This window comes from Streptococcus sanguinis, from assembly GCF_001078705.1.
Lineage (GTDB): Bacteria > Bacillota > Bacilli > Lactobacillales > Streptococcaceae > Streptococcus > Streptococcus sanguinis_D.
Window position 1 is genome coordinate 619,005 of record NZ_CDMW01000001.1, and the last position, 19,111, is coordinate 638,115.

Here is a 19,111-nt window from a genome sequence, read left to right on the forward strand (position 1 = left end):
AGGAGCTAAAACAGTCCATCAGTCTCAGCATTCTTGTATCATCTATTGTAAAAAAATAAAGGAGAAGAAGTCGTGAAAGAGCAAAAACGTATATCTACACAGAAAAGAGTTTTATATAATGTCCTTATATTTCTAGCTGGAGCTTTAATAGGTGGTCTGTCTATTTTGTTTTCGGAAACTGGTCTGCTAAAAAGCATCAATTGGTCGACTATTTTTACTGTTCAACTGCTGCGTCAGTTAGGTAGGGCCAGTCTTATCATCCTCTATCCATTGGTTTTTTTCTTGATTTATCGGACTCGTAAATACAATGAAGCCTATGAAAAAGAAGCAGATGAGGATAAGAATTATGAATGGTACCGGCTAACCTTTAAAAATCTGGAATATGCGACTATAGTCTTTAATATCAGCAGTGCTATCGTTCTTTTTACGATTTTAGTTGGAGTTGTTTTTATTGGAAATATCACTAATCATAAGAGCCCTCTTCAGTGGAGTCTTATAGATTATGCGATTGCCTTTCTTTATATTATTTTGCAAGTTGTCTTTTTAAAGACAGTTCAGAAGGTGCGGCACTATAAGCTATCAGCCTTTCCGACTACTGAGGAAATAAAAGAATTTGCCCTCTCTTATGATGAATCAGAGCTGCAAGCCAATTATGAACAGTGCTATCTTATTCTCTTTAATGTAAATCAGAGACTTCTGCCAGCCCTCTATGTCATTTTAGGGATACTGGGAGCCTTCACACCTCTCAATGTTGTTTCTGGCTTTGTCGTCATCGTGGTAATCCATATCTATATCAATCTTATGTATTATCCAATGGTAAGAAAATATTTCAAATAAACTTATGTCCCGATGAAAGGCGGAAATTATGAAACTACTGAAAGAACTTGATTTTATCCATAATAAAAAGGTCAATCTGGCTCTGAATATAATGGCTGTATTGCTAATCTTCCCTTTTCTAGCCCTCTTTACCTGGATTGCTATTCTAATGTATGGCAAGGGCAGCGAAGTTTTTCATTTCTTTGACTTATTCTACCTCCTTGTTCTAATGATCATCCATGAGCTGATCCACGGCTTTTTCTTTAAGGTCTTGGGGGATGAAAATACCAAGGTCAAGTTTGGTTTTAAGAGTGGCATGGCCTATGCGACCAGCCCAGGCAGTCGTTACAGTCGGGCAAGGATGCTCGTCATTATCCTGGCCCCTTTCTTTCTGATTAGCCTAGCCCTGACCTTGATCTATGGCTTGCATATTCTGACTGCGACTTCTTATATCGTCCTTGCTAGCTTCCATGCAGCCGGCTGTGCAGGAGATTTTTTCCTCGCTGTCGCTATTCTCCGGCAGAAGGGGGATATCTCTGTTGAGGATACGGAAGTCGGTATTAATATTTATCAAAAGGAGAAAACAAAATGAACAACTTCAAATCAATTGCTTTAGGACTTGTAAAATGGATAGGCTTAATTGCTCTTAGCCTCCTAATAAATGCTGCTCCGATGCTATTCTTGAGGCACGGGAAGAATTTACCCATTTATGCAGAAATCTTATTGGTAGCCTTGTATCTGATTTTAGTTTTCTTGATTTTTCGTAGCTTATGGCGGCGATATCAGAAGCGTGTGCCTGAAGAAAAGAAAAAATTCAAACTGTCTGGCAAGGATATCGGTTTTGCTTTTCTATTCTTTTTCCTTGCCAGAGTGGCCGCTATTGTTGGTGTTTATCTCAATCTCATCCTGAGCGGCAATTCCCAGACCAGTAATGACAGCGCCATACAAGGGCTAGGGGGAATGATGTCTTCGCAGCATATCTTCTTTGCCTTGCTCTTTGTTGCAACGATTGCTTTTATCGCCCCTATCATGGAAGAACTAATTTTCCGCGGTTTTGGTACTGCCTTCTTTTTCAAAAATAATCAAAAGGTTTTGGCTGCTATTGTGACTTCTGTGGTCTTCACTCTGCCTCATATCACCCAATTGACAGAGTTCCCAATTTATTTTGCAATTGGACTGGTTTTTTATTTATCCTATGCTCGTCGGGGGAATATAAAAGATTCCATGTTGGTTCATATCCTGAACAATCTCCCCATGGCTGTAATTCTGCTGCTAGCTATGTTTCAGTAAAGCAAACTATAAGGAGTCACTATGAAATTAAAAACTTTTCTTACTAATTTTGGATTATATTTACTAGCTTTTTTGTCTTATCTCTTTATCTTTTTTACTATAGTTGCCTATACTGTTCATTATCTGGCAGGAGGATTTTCTCAACTATTGATTTTGCCAATCTTTGTCATACTTGCTAGTCTCTATTCTTTTGCCATGTGGAAATGGTACCAGAAAGATTTGGAACTGGAGATCAAAAATACCAAGCTGACCAGCTCTATCTGGCTTCCCAGCGTCCTCTTGCTTGCTTTTATTATCTTCCAGCAGCTTGTTCCTATTGAATCTTCTGCCAATCAGAATACTGCCGTACAATTGATCCAGCAGCAACCGGGCTTTGCCTTTTTCTACATTGTAATCTTCGCTCCTATTCTTGAGGAGTTACTGGTGCGAGGATTTTTGGCTAAGTTTCTCTTTCCTGACCAAAAAAGCTTGGTGAAAATCCTGATCTATTTAACGCTATCTTCCAGCCTTTTCTCTCTCTTGCACATGCCGGGCAACCTAGTCCAGTTTCTGATTTACTTTATCTTGGGAGCTATCTTTGGCCTAGGCTATCTAGCCAAGAAGGACCTGCGCTACTCAATGGGTCTACATCTGGTCAATAACCTAATTGCCTTTGTTCTCATTGTCTTCTTTTAATAGAAAAACTAAATATAAGACAACACTTCTAAAGTTAGACAGAAAAATCTAACAGCAGAAGTGTTTTTCTGTGGAATAGAGTTTAAATACCAAACTGCTTTTCTGATCTTTCGAAAGCCAGCAGTTTCAAATTCTTGTGAAAGTGTTTTCCAGATGGTATAATGAGCTATCAAATGAAAAGAGGTTTCCTTATGTCTAAAGTCCTATTAATTGTCAACCCTAGCTCGGGAGGAGAAAAAGCCAAGTCCTATGAAGACTTGGCGAGGGAAAAGCTGGCAGAATGTTTCGATGAGGTAGTGGTCAAGCATACTGAAAAAGGCGGAGACGCAGCAGCTTTTGCTAAGCAAGCGGCAGAAGACCATTATGATAGCGTCTTTGTCATGGGTGGCGATGGAACGGTTAATGAAGGAATCAGCGGCCTGGCTGAACTAGACTATCGTCCGACCTTTGGTTTCTTTCCACTTGGTACAGTCAATGACTTGGCGCGGGCTCTCGGCATTCCTCTAGATGCTGAAGAAGCCATCCAGAATCTGGATATCAACAAAGTCAAGCCACTTGATATCGGCAAGATTAATGACCAGTACTTTATGAATGTGGTTGCCATTGGAACTATTCCAGAGTCGATTAACAACGTAGATTCAGAAGACAAGACCAAGTGGGGTAAGTTTGCCTACTTTATCTCAGGATTCAAGCAGTTGATGGATACTAGTTTTTACGAATTTCACTTGAAGATTGATGGAGAAGAGCGTACGATAAAGAGCAGCACACTCTTGATTGGCTCTACCAACTCAATCGGAGGTTTCGAGAGCATTCTCCCTGAAGCCACTGTCAATGACGGCTTGCTCCATCTTTTGTACCTTAAGGATAAAAATCTCTTGGATACCTTGGTTTCTGTGCCGGATTTGATTTCGGGCAATGGAGAAGAAAGTGATAATATCGAGTATCTGACCTTTAAGGAAATCACAGTTGAGTTGGCTGATGACAAGGCAGAGCTCAGCGTCAATGTTGACGGAGATGAGGGAGACCAATTGCCAGTAACGATTCGTGTCTTGCCATCTCATCTGAATGTGTATTACTAGTTTTTTGTGTTTAGACTCAAAAAAGAATACGGTAGAAGGACTCTAAACTTTTAAGTTTGGGGTCCTTTAGTACTTGTAATATGCTAATTTTTAGATTTACATACTTTTCTCAAGTAATGGCGGACGTCAGCGATCTCCTGCAGAGTTCCATGACTAGCTATTGAGCCTAAGGTCTCAATAGCTCCGCTCTACCTAACTGTTGCAACAGTTAGGTAGATTTCATCACCGAGAAAAGGAAGTAATCTTTTTAGAATTTTATTAGTAAAATCTTTCTAATTATGCTATAATAAATCTAGAATAACATGATAACATAAGCAAAAGTTTCCTGATTTATTTGGGAGGGGAATTGACGATGCAAGGAAAAGAATTTGGACAGCATTTGAAACAGCTTCGATTAAATAGGGGCTGGACAAAGGAACAGCTATGTGGTGATGAGTCAAAGCTTTCTATACGGCAGTTAACGCGTTTGGAGTCCGGCATTTCCCAGCCGACTCTCTCTACTTTAGAATATCTTGCTTCCTGTCTAGAGGTTGATTTGGCAACCTTGACAGGAAGTAAAAAAGAAGATGCCGCTCTACCTGCTGATTACGAGCGCTTGAAGTATAAGCTGATTCGGACGACCACTTATGGCAATACCAAAGTCTTGTCCGAATTGGAGCATATCATAGATGAGATTTTTGAAGTTTATTATGATGATTTGCCAGAAGCTGAGCAGAATGTAATGGATATCTTGCAATCAAAGATTTATACCTATACTTCTGAGAATTTCCATAAGTATGGAATGACTCTCTTTGCCCAGCATTTGGATGATTTACAGAGTAAAAAGCATTATGACGTGAATGATTTACTCTACATCCAGCTCTATCAGATCTATGTGGGAGATGAAGAGGAGATTCGGTCATCTAAGTTTGATAAGGAATTATATACAAGAATCGCTCGGCGATTACTGCAGTCGGTTGACTATATTCCGAATGAATATCTCTTTCTCATGCGAGATGCTCTACTGACAATCCCAGGTATTGAGTGCGAGCGAAAAGAGTTCATTTATACAAAAGATACACTCAACAAACTTAATATAATCATGGAATTGACAGAGGATTATCAAAAGAAACCGCTGATAAGAATGTTAGAGGGAGAATATGAGCTTTTTGTACACAAGGACGAGAAAAAGGCTCAACAATACTACGAAGAGGGACTGACGCTGGCGAAATTGTTAGGTCATACTTTTCTATCTAAAAAAATGTCTGAGGAGTGGAATAAAGAACTTCAAATCTATCATCAAGGCTAATAGGACATCTATGTCCTGTTTTTTATTTGTAATTGAGTCTATAATTGAAACATGGAAAAAGTTAAATAGGAAAGGAGAGAATCACATGTTTAGGATTTCTTATTATCTCGCCATGATTTGGTTTTGGCTTTAGGAAATTAAATGTTGTCATGCACAAAGATTAATAAAGGGAGCAAATAAAATGAAAAATCAATTTTTTAACAAGCAGGTTCAACGCTTTTCTATTCGTAAATATTCTCTAGGAGCAGTTTCAGTGCTTCTAGGAACATTATTATTTGCAGGGACTCAAACAGTTGCTGCTGATCAAGTAATTTCGCCAACTGGTACTGATTCAGTAGTTTCTACAGCACCTTCTGACATAGCAGTGGATACAAATCAGAGTGTTTCAGAAAAGTCAGATGCAACAGTAAGTTCTGATATTGAATCGGAAACAAAAAATGCTGTAAATAACAATTTAGTTAGTATTGAAAATGGAGTAACTTCTAAAGTTCCTGAACCACTAGAAACTGAAAATAAAGCGACAAATGCAAATGATATTCCAATCAGCACTGAGCCTGTTTCTGATCAAACGTCAACAGTTAATGAAAAACAGAAAACTGTAGAAGTAAATCCAGTTATAGATGATCCTACTAATCCTAAACATTTAGTAACACGTGGCTATGCCGCTTCGAATCTAGATAAGCCAGCAACCTCAATTGTTAATGATGTCAGCCGTCGCCGTGCGACTAAAGAAGAAAAAACAACTCTCAAAACAACTGTTGGTAAAGTTGCAAACGGGACTGGACATACGACTTTACTAGCTACAGGGAATGGATCAATCGCTCGGGGCGATGACTATCCGGCTAGATTTAAAAACGGAAGCATTGATGACTGGAGGTTTTATGTAAATGAATGTACTTCATTTGTGGCATATCGCTTAAGCTCTGTAAATCATTATGAAATTGCACCTGCTTATGGTAATGGAGGAGAGTGGGGTTATCACGCACGGCGGGATGGAATCAGAGTTGATAACAAACCAGCTCTCGGCTCAGTTGCATGGTATGATAATCAATATAAGCATGTTGCCTGGGTTTCAAATGTATTGGGAGATAATGTAGAAATTGAAGAATATAATTGGTTCGGAGATCATCGATATCATCGACAAATTGTACATAAAAGTACAATTACCGGTTTCATTCATTTCAAAGATATTGCTGGAGGTTCTTCTAATCCAACTCCCCAACCTTCAGATAACCGAGGAATCCCTGCCAGTGGAGTATATCACTTCACTCAAAGAGCCTCCATTAAAGCTGAACCTAAGATGTCTAGTCCTGAATTAGCTTATTATGATGCAGGACAAACTGTTACATATGATCGCAAATTGGAAGCAGATGGCCATCAATGGATTAGCTATCTCTCCTTTGCTGGAAATCGTAGATATATTGCCATTGGAGTAACAAAGCCAAAGGCTCCTTTAAAGGGAACCTTGACTATCCAAAACAATAATGCTCAGACAGGGACTTTTGATGTCATTGTATCTGATGTCTCTAGCCCGTATGGTGTGAAAGAAGTGAAATTACCAACTTGGTCAAGTGAAAATGGACAAGATGATATTGTTTGGTACACTGCTGCTAAACAGCCTAATGGAACATATAAAATAACTGTCAATGCAAATAAACATAAAGGTTCTACAGGAGAGTATAATATCCATCTATATTATGTTCAAAATAATGGAGAAATGGTTGGAGCTGGGGGAACGAAGACTACCGTTTCTATTAAGAAGCCTGAAGGGAAAATTACTATTCAAAATAATAATCCAAAAACAGGAACCTTTGATGTAGTTATATCTAACATTTCCAATCTTGGTGGTGTAAAAGAAGTAAAAGTACCTATATGGTCTAGTGCGAATGATCAAGATGATATTATTTGGTATACTCCTAAAAGACAATCGGATGGCACTTACAAATTGACAATAAAGGCTAGCGATCATAAATATTCCACTGGAAAATATAATGTGCATTTATACTATGTTCAAAATAATGGCCAAATGATTTGTGTAACAGGAACGACGACAGAAGTCTCCTTGGATAAGGAATTAATCCGGCCGACAGGAACTATTACTATTCGGAATAATACTTCAAAGACAGGTACCTTTGATATTATTGTGTCTAATGTTTCTAATCCTGGTGGTGTAAAAGAAGTAAAGGTACCTACATGGTCTGCTGCCAATGACCAAGATGACGTGGTTTGGTACACTGCTAGCAAGCAACCAGATGGGACTTACAAACAGACTGTTAAAGTAAGTGATCATAAAAATTCCACAGGGAAATACAACGTCCACCTGTACTACGTTCAGGATGACGGAAAACTTGTAGGTGCCGGCTCAGCTACTACGGAAGTCTCATTACCAGCTATATCTATTCCATCAAAAGGGAATTACGTTTTTCAAGGCTATGCTTCTATTCGGTCTGAAGCTAAAATATCAAGTCCAGAACTAGCAAACTTTGACAAAGGGAGCACAGTCTTTTATGATCAAACTTTTATTGCAGATGGCCATCAGTGGATTAGCTATGTTGGGTATAGTGGTAGTCGTCGTTATGTGGCAATAAATTAATTTTATAATATTTCAACATGATTATTGATTTTATTGATTTAAAATGTTACAATAAGATTACAAAAAGGTATTAATTCACGAGGAGGCCTCTTTTATGAAAATGCAAAAATTACTGCTTACTAGTACAACGCTTGTTGCGTCCGTTTTCTTACTTATTTCTTGTGGCAAACAGCAGGAGAAGCAGCTACCTCAAAGTAGTAGCTCTAGTCAAACAGTTCAAACTTCTAAATCAGATGACAAATCTGAAGCGAAAGTTGTTCAATCAGCTAGCCAAGATGAAACTGATGTGGCATCGGCATCTTCTGAAGCTCAGCCTAAAAATGAAACAAAGTCTGACACGAAAGACCCAGCCACTCCAGCAGCGGGTATCGATGTCAATGCTTTGGCGGCAGGAGATTTTTCTACTGTGGCTGGTACCTGGCAAAATGATTTGGGGGATCAATTTGTTATTGATGGCAATGGTTCAACAGTGCTCAAACGAAGTTCAGGAGAAGTGATTGACAATAATACCTTTTACAATGGTAGAGTTGATAATAATAAATATGTTGTATCTTTTGGGTACTATAGCTCTGGTAGCAGTGATCCCTTGTTCTTTATTCCAGAAGGTGCTGCATTGCCCTTGACAGGTAATCCTGCTCCAAAAGAACAATTGCAACTAGGCAGCGATGCTATCACTGCTTCCCAGCATCCGTATTATCGCGTATCTAATTAGTGACTGTATAGGTGGGGTTAGGGATGATGTTCCCAGCTCCACCTTTATTTGGATAAAAAAACATGAAGGGAGTAAAAAATGGCCACCTTAATGATGAAAAAAATAGCTGAGGACTTAAATAAGATTAGAGTATTGGATGAAAATGGAGCTTTGGTGGCTTACTATGCCCTTCTGCCGGCTGACTTTTCTGGTGGTGACAGCAAGCTTTATCTTGAAAATCCAACGAGTCAAAGGCGGATGTATAGAATTTATCAAAATATGAAACCCTTTTTATTTCCTATTGTCCCAGCTCATGATTGTACCGTGATTTATCTAACATCTGAGGCTGGAGTTGAGATTACAGTCGCAGAACATCTGGAAGAATATATCTACGATAATCAATAGATTAATAGTCAGTCAAAATCCCTCTTTCCGTATTTTGGAAAGAGGGATTCTTTGTCTTATAAACCGTAATTATAGTCGTCATCCTGCATGGCTTCAACTTCGCCCAGCAGGTAGCCGTTACCTACTTGGGAGAAGAAGTCATGGTTGGAAGTGCCGGTTGAGATACCGTTCATGACGATAGGATTGACATCGTCCGCTGAGTCTGGGAAGAGGGGATCCTGTCCCAGATTCATCAGAGCCTTGTTGGCATTGTAGCGCAGGAAGGTCTTGACCTCTTCGGTCCATCCGACTGTGTCATACAGGCTTTCAGTATAGCCTTCTTCATTTTCATAGAGGGTGTAGAGCAGGTCGTACATCCATTCTTTGAGTTTTTCTTGCTCGTCTTCTGGTAGTTCATTAAAACCTAGCTGGAACTTATAGCCGATATAGGTTCCATGGACAGACTCGTCACGGATAATCAGCTTGATAATTTCAGCGACATTAGCCAGTTTGTTATTACCCAGATAGTAGAGCGGAGTAAAGAAACCAGAGTAGAAGAGGAAGGTTTCTAAGAAAACGCTGGCTATTTTCTTTTCCAGAGCTGTACCGTTCAGGTAAATTTCGTTGATAATCTCAGCTTTCTTTTGCAAGTATGGGTTGGTGTTGGTCCAGGCAAAGATTTCATCGATTTCTGATTTGGTATTGAGCGTAGAAAAGATAGAAGAGTAAGACTTGGCGTGAACGGACTCCATAAATTGTATGTTGTTGAAGACAGCTTCTTCGTGGGCTGTGCGGACATCCTTACGTAGGGCATCCACACCAGACTCAGACTGGAGGGTATCCAGCAGTGTCAGGCCACCGAAGACCTTGCCGACCAGGTCTTTTTCCTTGTGAGACAGCTTTCTCCAGTCATCCAGGTCATTGGATAGGGGAATCCGCGTATCCAGCCAGAATTGCTCGGTCAGTTTTTCCCAGGTGGACTTATCGATGACATCTTCAATAGCGTTCCAGTTAATGGCTTTATAGTAAGTTTGCATTCGTTCTCCTTTAGTAGATGGTACGACCTGATGTGGTATCAGCTATCACTTCTTGGATACTGTCCCAATGCTCCACGATTTCACCTTCCTGTTCATGATGAGGAAGGTGAAATTGTGACATGGTCGAATTTCCTTTTCTTTTTCTAAAATCTCTTGTTAGATGACACAGCTTTCACATTGGTTGGCACCTACTTCGCCGCCATCATCAGTGAAGGTGCGGACGTAGTAGATGGACTTGATTCCCTTGTTGAAGGCGTAGTTACGCAGGATAGAAAGGTCGCGGGTTGTCTGCTTGCTTTCTTTTTTCCATTCGTAGAGGCCTTTAGGGATATCGCTGCGCATAAAGAGAGTCAGGGAAAGTCCTTGATCCACGTGCTCAGTTGCTGCTGCATAGACATCGATAACCTTGCGCATGTCCATGTCGTAAGCGCTGGTATAGTAAGGGATAGTCTCAGTTGACAAACCAGCAGCAGGATAATAGATTTTACCGATTTTCTTTTCTTGACGTTCTTCGATCCGTTGAGTAATTGGATGAATTGAAGCAGAAACGTCATTGATATAGCTGATAGAGCCATTTGGCGCAACGGCTAGGCGGTTTTGGTGGTAGAGACCATCAGCCTTGACCTTGTCGCGCAACTCTGCCCAATCTTCTGCAGATGGGATAAAGATGCCAGCGAAGAGTTCTTTGACACGGTCAGACTTAGGTACAAATTCACCCGTCAGGTACTTGTCAAAGTAAGTGCCGTTAGCATAGTCAGATTTTTCAAAGTTATGGAAGGTCACGCCACGCTCGCGAGCGATATTGTTAGACTCGACTAAAGTCCAGTAGTTCATGAGCATGAAGTAGATGCTAGTGAACTCTACAGCTTCCGCTGATCCATAATCGATCAACTGCTGAGCCAAATAGCTGTGCAGTCCCATAGCTCCCAGACCAAAGGTATGCGCCAGACTGTTACCATTGTCTATAGAAGGCACAGCTGTGATGTGTGAGCTGTCAGTGACAAAGGTCAAGGCGCGTGTCATAGTTCGGATGGATTTTCCGAAGTCAGGCGAAGTCATCATGTTGACAACGTTCGTAGAGCCTAAGTTACATGATACATCTGTTCCTAGGTGAAGATACTCTTGCGCATCATTCAAAAGGCTAGGTTCTTGCACCTGCAGGATTTCAGAGCAAAGGTTACTCATGACGATTTTACCGTCAATTGGATTTGAACGGTTGGCTGTATCAATGTTTACAACATAAGGATAGCCAGATTCTTGTTGGAGTTTGGAAATTTCTGTTTCCAAATCGCGGGCCTTGATCTTGGTCTTAGTGATATTTGGATTAGCGACCAACTCATCGTATTTTTCAGTGATGTCAAGGTAGGCAAATGGCACTCCATACTCACGTTCAACAGAATATGGGCTGAAGAGGTACATTTCTTCATTTTTACGCGCTAATTCGTAGAACTTATCCGGAATCACGACACCAAGTGAGAGGGTTTTAACCCGAACTTTTTCGTCAGCATTTTCTTTCTTAGTAGAAAGGAAGGAGATGATATCTGGGTGGAAGACATTAAGGTAAACAACCCCAGCTCCCTGACGTTGGCCCAGCTGGTTAGAGTAAGAGAAACTGTCCTCAAAGAGTTTCATAACAGGCACAACCCCAGATGCAGCACCTTCATAGCCCTTGATAGGAGCTCCAGCTTCCCGCAGATTGCTGAGGGAAATACCGACTCCGCCTCCGATACGAGATAGTTGAAGGGCAGAGTTGATAGAGCGACCGATTGAGTTCATATCATCGGTTACTTGGATGAGGAAGCAGGAAACCAGTTCACCGCGACGAGCCCGACCAGCGTTGAGGAAGCTTGGTGTCGCCGGTTGGTAGCGTTGGTGGATAATCTCATTGGCAATATCCTTGGCGATTGCTTCATCTCCGTTGGCAAAGTAGAGGGCGTTGAAGAGTACCCGATCTTCCATGCTTTCCAGATAGTATTCACCATCGTTGGTCTTTAGTGCATACTGGTTGTAGAACTTGTAAGCAGCCATGAAAGATTTAAACTTGAAATCTTGAGCATGGATAAAAGCAGTCAGCTCCTCGATGTATTCCGGAGAATAAAGTTCAATAAATTCCTTTTCCAAATAGTTTTCTTCTATTAAATATTTAATTTTTTCTGTGATAGAAGAAAATTGCTTGGTGTTTGGCTCAACATTTTCCTTAAAGAAAGCCTCCAGAGCTTCTTTGTCCTTATGGAGCATAATCTGTCCGTTAATCGGACGGTTGATTTCGTTGTTGAGTCGGAAGTATGTCACATCCTCTAAATGTTTGAGTCCCATGTTTTCCCTTTTCTATATAAATAAGATAATTAGCTAGCGGAAAAAGTTCCGCCTTACAAAAGAAACGGCCCCTATGAGCATAGGAGCTGCAGTTTGCCCTGATAATATGTCTTTTAGTTTATCTCCCGATCAAGGCGCGCTGCCCTCAAAATAAACTACATTAAGACAGTTTTTTCAATTTACCAGGTTGGAAACCAGAAAATGCCTCAGTTGCTGTCTGAATCACAGGAGCAGCATTGAAACCAAGATCTTTGACATGGTCAATAAATTCTGGCTGCTCGTCCAAATTGATTTCGCGATATTCTACATGATTAGTATCTAAGAAGCGCTTGGTCATTTTGCACTGAACGCAGTTATTTTTTGAGTAAATAGTTACCATTAAAGATTCCTCTAAACTTTCTTTTTTTTCTTTAAAATAAATACGAACCTAGTATATCTAAAAGCAAATAGAATGTCAATAGTTTTGAACTAAATATTGTATGATATTTTGTTATAGGATAGATTACAATACAATATATAGTGTTTACATAAACAATGAAAAGAAGTGAAAAATTGCAGAAAAGGAGCAAAATGCTGATGCGGCAATGCTTAAACAAGTCTTAAAACTTTAGAAAAATGACTGGTGGCTTTTCCTCCCAAAAATCAAAATCCAATATCTTGTGTTACAGAATTTAGGGAATCACTAGGAGGAGTGGAGGGAGGAGTTTATATCCTTATTTTATGGAAATTAACTACTATAAAAATAAGAAATTTATGAAGGAAAACTTGCTGGAAGCAATGTTTGAATAAAAGCTGAAAGATGTGGGATTTAGCTCGAAAATTCTCTCTTCAATATAATAAGAAGAGTTTTCATTTCCTAAGAAATATTTTGTAAGCGGGCTATAAAATTCTTGAAAAAGATTTCAAAAGGTGATATAATATCAACTTGTAAGGGTTATCACAATAACTCAAAAAGAATTATTTAAAAGGAGAGTCTAACTATGGCTTCTAAAGATTTCCACATTGTAGCAGAAACAGGTATTCACGCACGTCCAGCAACTTTGTTGGTTCAAACTGCTAGCAAATTCGCTTCAGATATCACGCTTGAATACAAAGGTAAATCAGTAAACCTGAAATCAATTATGGGTGTTATGAGTCTTGGTGTAGGTCAAGGTGCAGACGTTGTTATCTCAGCTGAAGGTGCAGATGCAGACGATGCCATCGCTGCAATCTCCGAAACAATGGAAAAAGAAGGATTGGCTTAATATGACAGAAATGCTTAAAGGAATTGCAGCATCTGACGGTGTTGCCGTTGCTAAGGCATATCTATTAGTTCAACCGGATTTATCATTTGAGACTGTTTCAGTCGAAGATACGAATGCAGAAGAGGCTCGTTTGGATGCAGCTCTTGAAGCTTCACAGAACGAGCTTTCTGTTATCCGTGAGAAAGCAGTAGATAGCCTTGGTGAGGAAGCCGCTCAGGTATTTGACGCTCACTTAATGGTACTTGCTGACCCTGAAATGGTTGGGCAAATCAAAGAAACAATCCGTGCGAAAAAGACCAATGCAGAAGCTGGTCTGAAAGAAGTAACGGACATGTTTATCACTCTCTTTGAAAACATGGACGACAATCCATACATGCAGGAACGTGCGGCTGATATCCGCGACGTGACAAAACGTGTTCTTGCTAACCTTTTGGGCAAGAAGTTGCCAAACCCAGCGTCTATCAATGAAGAATCAGTTGTGATCGCTCATGACTTGACTCCTTCTGATACAGCACAGCTGGATAAGAAATTTGTTAAAGCTTTTGTAACTAATATCGGCGGCCGGACAAGCCACTCTGCTATCATGGCACGTACGCTTGAAATCGCAGCAGTATTGGGAACTAATAACATTACTGAGCTTGTAAAAGACGGCGATGTGATTGCAGCTAACGGTATCACTGGTGAAGTGATTATCAACCCAACTGAAGAGCAAATCGCAGCATTTAAAGCAGCTGGCGAGGCTTATGCTAAGCAAAAAGCTGAATGGGAATTGCTTAAAGATGCTCAGACTGTGACTGCAGATGGCAAGCACTTCGAATTGGCAGCCAATATCGGTACGCCAAAAGACGTTGAAGGTGTCAATGCTAACGGTGCAGAAGCAGTTGGTCTTTACCGGACTGAGTTCCTTTATATGGATTCTCAGGACTTCCCGACAGAAGATGAGCAGTATGAAGCATACAAGGCTGTGCTTGAAGGCATGAATGGAAAACCAGTGGTTGTTCGTACAATGGACATCGGTGGAGATAAGGAACTTCCTTACTTCGATATGCCGTATGAAATGAACCCGTTCCTTGGTTTCCGTGCTTTGCGTATCTCTATCTCTGAAACTGGCGATGCGATGTTCCGTACACAAATCCGCGCCCTCTTGCGTGCATCTGTGCATGGACAATTGCGCATCATGTTCCCAATGGTAGCTCTTCTGACAGAATTCCGCAAAGCTAAAGCAGTTTATGACGAAGAAAAAGCTAAGCTGCAGGCTGAAGGCGTTGCAGTAGCGGACAATATTCAAGTGGGTATCATGATTGAAATCCCAGCAGCAGCTATGTTGGCGGATCAATTTGCCAAGGAAGTAGATTTCTTCTCAATCGGTACCAACGACTTGATCCAGTACACTATGGCAGCTGACCGGATGAATGAGCAAGTCTCTTACCTTTATCAACCTTACAACCCATCTATCCTGCGCTTGATCAACAATGTAATCAAGGCAGCTCATGCTGAAGGCAAGTGGGCAGGTATGTGTGGAGAAATGGCCGGCGACCAAACAGCGGTGCCATTGCTCGTAGGTATGGGATTGGATGAATTCTCTATGAGTGCGACTTCTGTTCTTCGGACTCGTAGCCTCATGAAGAAGCTGGATACGAAGAAGATGGAAGAACTGGCTCAGCGTGCACTGACTGAATGTGCAACGATGGAAGAAGTTCTTGAGCTTGAAAAAGAATATCTGGACTTCGATTAATCTGAAAAATGAAGATTAGATCAGGAAAATTTTCCTGGTCTTTTTTTGTTGTAGCCTTATAGTAAGAGGAAGCAAAAAGTGGGAACCAAAGAAAAAATAGCAAATAAGCAAGTAGAATATGAACAAACTAAGATTATCTATTTAATTTGTGAAAAAATTCCTTAAATTTACGAATTTTAGTTGAAATTTTCAGAAAATTTGGTAAAATAATATTTAATAAAATTTTGGAGGGGACACGTGACACAATATAAAAACTATATAAATGGAGAGTGGAAAGTTTCTGAAAATGAAATTACCATCTCATCTCCTATCAACAATGAAACTTTAGGAACTGTTCCTGCTATGACTCAGGCAGAGGTAGACTATGCTATGGCGAGCGCTCGTGCGGCTTTGCCAGCTTGGAGAGCTCATTCAGCAGTTGAACGTGCAGCTTATTTGCATAAGGTTGCGGATATTTTGGAGCGTGATCAGGAGAAGATTGGTGAAATCCTTGCAAAAGAAGTTGCCAAGGGGATCAAAGCGGCAGTCGGAGAGGTAGTCCGGACAGCAGACTTGATTCGCTATGCGGCTGAAGAGGGGATTCGTATCCACGGTCAGGTTATGGAAGGCGGTGGCTTTGAAGCTGCCAGCAAGAAAAAATTGGCTGTGGTCCGTCGTGAGCCTGTAGGAGTTGTATTGGCTATTGCGCCATTCAACTATCCAGTTAATCTGTCAGCTTCGAAAATTGCTCCTGCCCTTATCGGTGGAAATGTCGTGATGTTTAAGCCACCTACTCAAGGTTCAATCTCTGGTCTGCTCTTGGCCCAGGCTTTTGCTGAGGCAGGTCTGCCTGCTGGTGTTTTCAATACCATCACTGGCCGCGGTTCAGAAATCGGGGACTACATCATTGAGCATAAGGAAGTAAACTACATTAACTTTACCGGCTCCACTCCAATCGGTGAACGCATCGGTAAGTTGGCTGGTATGCGTCCAATTATGCTTGAATTGGGTGGTAAGGATGCTGCAGTTGTGCTGGAAGATGCCGACTTGGAGCATGCGGCTAAGCAGATTGTTGGCGGGGCATACAGTTATTCCGGTCAGCGCTGTACCGCTATTAAACGTGTCATTGTCATGGAGAGCGTGGCAGATAAATTAGCGGCGTTGATTAAGGCAGAGGTAGAGAAACTGACGGTTGGTAATCCCTTTGATAATGCGGATATCACACCAGTCATTGATCATGCATCAGCAGATTTCATCTGGGGCTTGATTGAAGATGCTCAAGAAAAGGGAGCGTCAGCCTTGACAGAAATCAAACGTGAAGCAAATCTCATCTGGCCTGCCTTGTTTGACCATGTGACACTGGATATGAAATTAGCTTGGGAAGAGCCGTTTGGTCCTGTTCTTCCGATTATTCGTGTGACTTCCGTTGAAGAGGCTATCCAAATCTGTAACCAGTCAGAATTTGGTCTTCAATCTTCAGTCTTTACAAATGATTTCCCGAAAGCATTTGAAATTGCTGAAAAACTGGAAGTGGGTACTGTACATATCAATAATAAGACCCAACGTGGTCCAGATAACTTCCCATTCCTTGGTGTTAAGGGATCTGGAGCCGGAGTGCAAGGGATTCGTTACAGTATCGAAGCGATGACACAAGTGAAATCCATCGTGTTTGATGTGAAATAATGAGAAAGGCGGCTTTGTGCGGCCTTTTTTCTTACCTTGATGAACTTGTAAATTTAACAAAATTACCGCATAATTTGAAAAGAACCAACTATTTATATGTTTAATTGCTTATTATTTTAAAATGTAAATTTACATATTGGTCTATATCTTTATGAAAATTTTCATCTTTTCCTTGTCTGGAGTAGGTGCCATATTTAGAGAAAAAGGAATGAAAAATGATTAAGGGATACAAAATGCAGTGTTTTCTCTCTCATTTATTACTAATTTCAGCTAATGTTCGGTTTTAGTAATTTTCCGTAAGGATATTTGAAATTTACTTGAAAAAGAGATAAAAATAATGTAGAATAGTATTATAGAAAACGCTTACAAATAGAAAGGTGATCGCATGGATAAGAACGAAGCATTAAGAACCTTTACAACAGGTGAAAACTTTCATTTACAGCATTATCTAGGGGCGCATCAGGATGAACTGGACGGCAAGTCTGGCTATTCTTTCCGCGTTTGGGCGCCTAATGCTCAGAGTGTCCATTTGATTGGAGATTTCACCAATTGGTATGAAGAGCAGATCCCTATGGTCCGAAATGAAGCGGGCGTTTGGGAAGTCTTCACAGAACTGCCTAAGGAAGGAGATATTTACAAGTACAATATCAAGCGCAGCAGTGGTCAGGAAATTTTGAAAATTGATCCGCTGGCTATCTATATGGAAGAGCGTCCAGGCACGGGAGCAGTTATCCGCACTATTCCTGAGAAGAAGTGGAAAGACGGTCTTTGGCTGGCACGCCGGAAACGCTGGGGCTTCTTCTCTCGGCCAGTCAATATCTATGAAGTGCATGCCGGCTCGTGGAAACGCAATGAAGACGGCAGTCCTTATAGCTTTGCCCAGTTAAAAGAAGACTTGATTCCTTATCTGGTGGAAATGAACTACACACATGTGGAATTCATGCCGCTTATGGCTCATCCGCTGGGACTTAGCTGGGGCTATCAGCTTATGGGCTACTTCGCCTTTGAGCATACCTATGGCACACCTGAGGAATTTCAGGATTTTGTCGAAGAATGTCACTTGAACAATATCGGTGTCATTGTGGACTGGGTACCAGGTCATTTCACTATTAATGATGATGCTCTGGCCTACTATGATGGGACACCGACTTTTGAGTATCAGGATCACGACCGGGCTCATAACTATGGCTGGGGTGCTCTCAACTTTGATTTGGGCAAGAATCAAGTTCAGTCCTTCTTGATTTCCAGTATAAAATTCTGGATTGATTTCTATCATCTGGACGGGATTCGGGTTGATGCTGTCAGCAATATGCTCTATCTAGACTATGACAGCGGCCCATGGCAGCCAAATAAAGATGGCGGCAATCGTAACTATGAGGGCTATTACTTCCTGCAACGCCTCAATACGGTTATCAAATTAGCTCATCCTGATGTTATGATGATTGCAGAGGAAAGCTCCTCAGAGACCAAGATTACTGGTATGAGAGAGCTGGGTGGTCTTGGATTTGACTACAAGTGGAATATGGGCTGGATGAATGATATCCTTCGCTTCTACGAGGAAGATCCGATTTATCGTAAGTACGATTTTAATCTAGTGACCTTCAGCTTTATGTACGCTTTCTCTGAAAACTTCCTCCTGCCATTCTCGCATGATGAAGTGGTTCATGGCAAGAAGAGTCTTATGCACAAGATGTGGGGTGACCGTTACAATCAATTTGCAGGGCTCCGCAACTTGCTGACCTACCAAATCTGCCATCCGGGCAAGAAATTGCTCTTTATGGGCTCAGAATTTGGTCAGTTCCTAGAATGGAAGTCAGAAGAGCAGCTAGAATGGTCTAATTTGGACGATCAGATGAACAAGAAGATGCAGGGCTTTACTGCTACACTCAATGCCTTCTATAAAGACAATCGTCCGCTTTGGGAAATTGATCTGAGCTACGATGGTATCGAAATCATTGATGCGGATAATACCGATCAAAGCGTTCTCTCCTTTATCCGTAAGACGGAAAAAGGAGATATGTTAGTTTGTGTATTCAATATGGCGCCGGTAGAGCGGAAGAACTTTACCATTGGTGTTCCAGTGGAAGCCATTTATGAAGAAGTATGGAACACTGAATTAGAAGAATGGGGAGGTGTTTGGAAGGAACATAACGAAACAGTTCAGTCTCAAGAAGGACTTTGGAAAGATTATCCACAGACCTTGACCTTTACGTTGCCAGCTCTTGGAGCCAGCATCTGGAAGATCAAGCGTCGGATTGCTCGAAAAAATGTTAAAAAAGATTCCACAAAGGAGTAATAGTC

Annotated in this window: 16 protein-coding genes; 13 read left to right on the forward strand and 3 right to left on the reverse strand. The window is 41.0% G+C overall.

The features are described from left to right. Window positions 1-72 precede the first annotated feature (72 nt). The 9 genes from SSV_RS03320 to SSV_RS03365 all read left to right on the forward strand — a co-directional run bounded on the left by SSV_RS03320 (window position 73) and on the right by SSV_RS03365 (window position 8,837). Window positions 73-837 (forward strand): DUF3169 family protein, encoded by a 765-nt coding sequence (locus SSV_RS03320; RefSeq protein ID WP_072073684.1) that lies wholly within the window; start codon window positions 73-75, stop codon window positions 835-837. A gap of 28 nt (window positions 838-865) precedes the next feature. Further along, the gene (locus SSV_RS03325) at window positions 866-1,408 is read left to right on the forward strand and encodes a DUF3267 domain-containing protein (RefSeq protein ID WP_072073685.1); all 543 of its coding nucleotides are present in this window, start codon (window positions 866-868) and stop codon (window positions 1,406-1,408) included. Then, a complete protein-coding gene (locus SSV_RS03330; protein ID WP_072073686.1) occupies window positions 1,405-2,106 on the forward strand; it encodes a CPBP family intramembrane glutamic endopeptidase in 702 nt (233 codons plus the stop codon). Before SSV_RS03325 ends, SSV_RS03330 begins: the two co-directional genes overlap by 4 nt. Window positions 2,107-2,127: 21 nt before the next feature. Then, window positions 2,128-2,781 (forward strand): CPBP family intramembrane glutamic endopeptidase, encoded by a 654-nt coding sequence (locus tag SSV_RS03335; protein WP_072073687.1) that lies wholly within the window; start codon window positions 2,128-2,130, stop codon window positions 2,779-2,781. A gap of 161 nt (window positions 2,782-2,942) precedes the next feature. Next, a complete protein-coding gene (locus SSV_RS03345; RefSeq protein ID WP_176693543.1) occupies window positions 2,943-3,860 on the forward strand; it encodes a diacylglycerol/lipid kinase family protein in 918 nt (305 codons plus the stop codon). Between the two features lie 352 nt (window positions 3,861-4,212). After that, complete coding sequence (locus SSV_RS03350) at window positions 4,213-5,148, forward strand: helix-turn-helix domain-containing protein (protein ID WP_072073690.1); 936 nt, start codon at window positions 4,213-4,215, stop codon at window positions 5,146-5,148. Between the two features lie 181 nt (window positions 5,149-5,329). Continuing rightward, window positions 5,330-7,741: a GBS Bsp-like repeat-containing protein gene (locus SSV_RS03355; protein ID WP_072073691.1), complete on the forward strand. Its 2,412-nt coding sequence runs from the start codon at window positions 5,330-5,332 to the stop codon at window positions 7,739-7,741. 94 nt (window positions 7,742-7,835) lie between these two features. Then, entirely contained in the window at window positions 7,836-8,453 is a 618-nt protein-coding gene (locus SSV_RS03360; RefSeq protein WP_072073692.1) for a DUF6287 domain-containing protein, read from the forward strand. Window positions 8,454-8,531: 78 nt separating this feature from the next. Beyond that, window positions 8,532-8,837 carry a hypothetical protein gene (locus SSV_RS03365; RefSeq protein ID WP_002912062.1) on the forward strand — a complete coding sequence of 102 codons (306 nt, stop codon included), beginning with the start codon at window positions 8,532-8,534 and terminating at the stop codon, window positions 8,835-8,837. A gap of 56 nt (window positions 8,838-8,893) precedes the next feature. On the opposite strand, the gene nrdF is transcribed toward SSV_RS03365, so the two are convergent. From nrdF to nrdH, 3 genes are all read right to left on the reverse strand, one after another. Continuing rightward, window positions 8,894-9,853: a class 1b ribonucleoside-diphosphate reductase subunit beta gene (gene nrdF, locus SSV_RS03370; RefSeq protein ID WP_002900761.1), complete on the reverse strand. Its 960-nt coding sequence runs from the start codon at window positions 9,851-9,853 to the stop codon at window positions 8,894-8,896. A gap of 156 nt (window positions 9,854-10,009) precedes the next feature. Further along, window positions 10,010-12,169, reverse strand: coding sequence for a class 1b ribonucleoside-diphosphate reductase subunit alpha (nrdE, locus tag SSV_RS03375; RefSeq protein ID WP_072073693.1), 2,160 nt, complete (start codon window positions 12,167-12,169; stop codon window positions 10,010-10,012). 160 nt (window positions 12,170-12,329) lie between these two features. Next, the gene (nrdH, locus tag SSV_RS03380) at window positions 12,330-12,548 is read right to left on the reverse strand and encodes a glutaredoxin-like protein NrdH (RefSeq protein ID WP_002897920.1); all 219 of its coding nucleotides are present in this window, start codon (window positions 12,546-12,548) and stop codon (window positions 12,330-12,332) included. A 601-nt stretch (window positions 12,549-13,149) separates the two neighbouring features. On the opposite strand from nrdH, the gene SSV_RS03385 reads away from it, so the two are divergent. From SSV_RS03385 to glgB, 4 genes are all read left to right on the forward strand, one after another. Continuing rightward, complete coding sequence (locus tag SSV_RS03385) at window positions 13,150-13,413, forward strand: phosphocarrier protein HPr (protein ID WP_002929889.1); 264 nt, start codon at window positions 13,150-13,152, stop codon at window positions 13,411-13,413. Between the two features lies 1 nt (window position 13,414). Then, window positions 13,415-15,148 carry a phosphoenolpyruvate--protein phosphotransferase gene (gene ptsP, locus SSV_RS03390; protein ID WP_072073694.1) on the forward strand — a complete coding sequence of 578 codons (1,734 nt, stop codon included), beginning with the start codon at window positions 13,415-13,417 and terminating at the stop codon, window positions 15,146-15,148. Between the two features lie 237 nt (window positions 15,149-15,385). Beyond that, on the forward strand, window positions 15,386-16,810 hold the full coding sequence (locus tag SSV_RS03395) for an NADP-dependent glyceraldehyde-3-phosphate dehydrogenase (RefSeq protein WP_072073695.1): 1,425 nt from the start codon (window positions 15,386-15,388) through the stop codon (window positions 16,808-16,810). A gap of 385 nt (window positions 16,811-17,195) precedes the next feature. Beyond that, window positions 17,196-19,106 (forward strand): 1,4-alpha-glucan branching protein GlgB, encoded by a 1,911-nt coding sequence (gene glgB, locus SSV_RS03400; RefSeq protein ID WP_072073696.1) that lies wholly within the window; start codon window positions 17,196-17,198, stop codon window positions 19,104-19,106. The last annotated feature ends 5 nt before the right edge of the window (window positions 19,107-19,111 follow it).

Excerpts from the sequence above, each read along its gene's own strand:
- SSV_RS03325 (WP_072073685.1), top strand. The coding sequence starts at position 866 with ATGAAACTACTGAAAGAACTTGATTTTATCCATAATAAAAAGGTCAAT.
- SSV_RS03330 (WP_072073686.1), top strand. The coding sequence starts at position 1,405 with ATGAACAACTTCAAATCAATTGCTTTAGGACTTGTAAAATGGATAGGC.
- SSV_RS03335 (WP_072073687.1), top strand. The coding sequence starts at position 2,128 with ATGAAATTAAAAACTTTTCTTACTAATTTTGGATTATATTTACTAGCT.
- SSV_RS03345 (WP_176693543.1), top strand. The coding sequence starts at position 2,943 with ATGAGCTATCAAATGAAAAGAGGTTTCCTTATGTCTAAAGTCCTATTA.
- SSV_RS03350 (WP_072073690.1), top strand. The coding sequence starts at position 4,213 with ATGCAAGGAAAAGAATTTGGACAGCATTTGAAACAGCTTCGATTAAAT.
- SSV_RS03355 (WP_072073691.1), top strand. The coding sequence starts at position 5,330 with ATGAAAAATCAATTTTTTAACAAGCAGGTTCAACGCTTTTCTATTCGT.
- SSV_RS03360 (WP_072073692.1), top strand. The coding sequence starts at position 7,836 with ATGAAAATGCAAAAATTACTGCTTACTAGTACAACGCTTGTTGCGTCC.
- SSV_RS03365 (WP_002912062.1), top strand. The coding sequence starts at position 8,532 with ATGGCCACCTTAATGATGAAAAAAATAGCTGAGGACTTAAATAAGATT.
- nrdF (WP_002900761.1), bottom strand. The coding sequence starts at position 9,853 with ATGCAAACTTACTATAAAGCCATTAACTGGAACGCTATTGAAGATGTC.
- nrdE (WP_072073693.1), bottom strand. The coding sequence starts at position 12,169 with ATGGGACTCAAACATTTAGAGGATGTGACATACTTCCGACTCAACAAC.
- nrdH (WP_002897920.1), bottom strand. The coding sequence starts at position 12,548 with ATGGTAACTATTTACTCAAAAAATAACTGCGTTCAGTGCAAAATGACC.
- SSV_RS03385 (WP_002929889.1), top strand. The coding sequence starts at position 13,150 with ATGGCTTCTAAAGATTTCCACATTGTAGCAGAAACAGGTATTCACGCA.
- ptsP (WP_072073694.1), top strand. The coding sequence starts at position 13,415 with ATGACAGAAATGCTTAAAGGAATTGCAGCATCTGACGGTGTTGCCGTT.
- glgB (WP_072073696.1), top strand. The coding sequence starts at position 17,196 with ATGGATAAGAACGAAGCATTAAGAACCTTTACAACAGGTGAAAACTTT.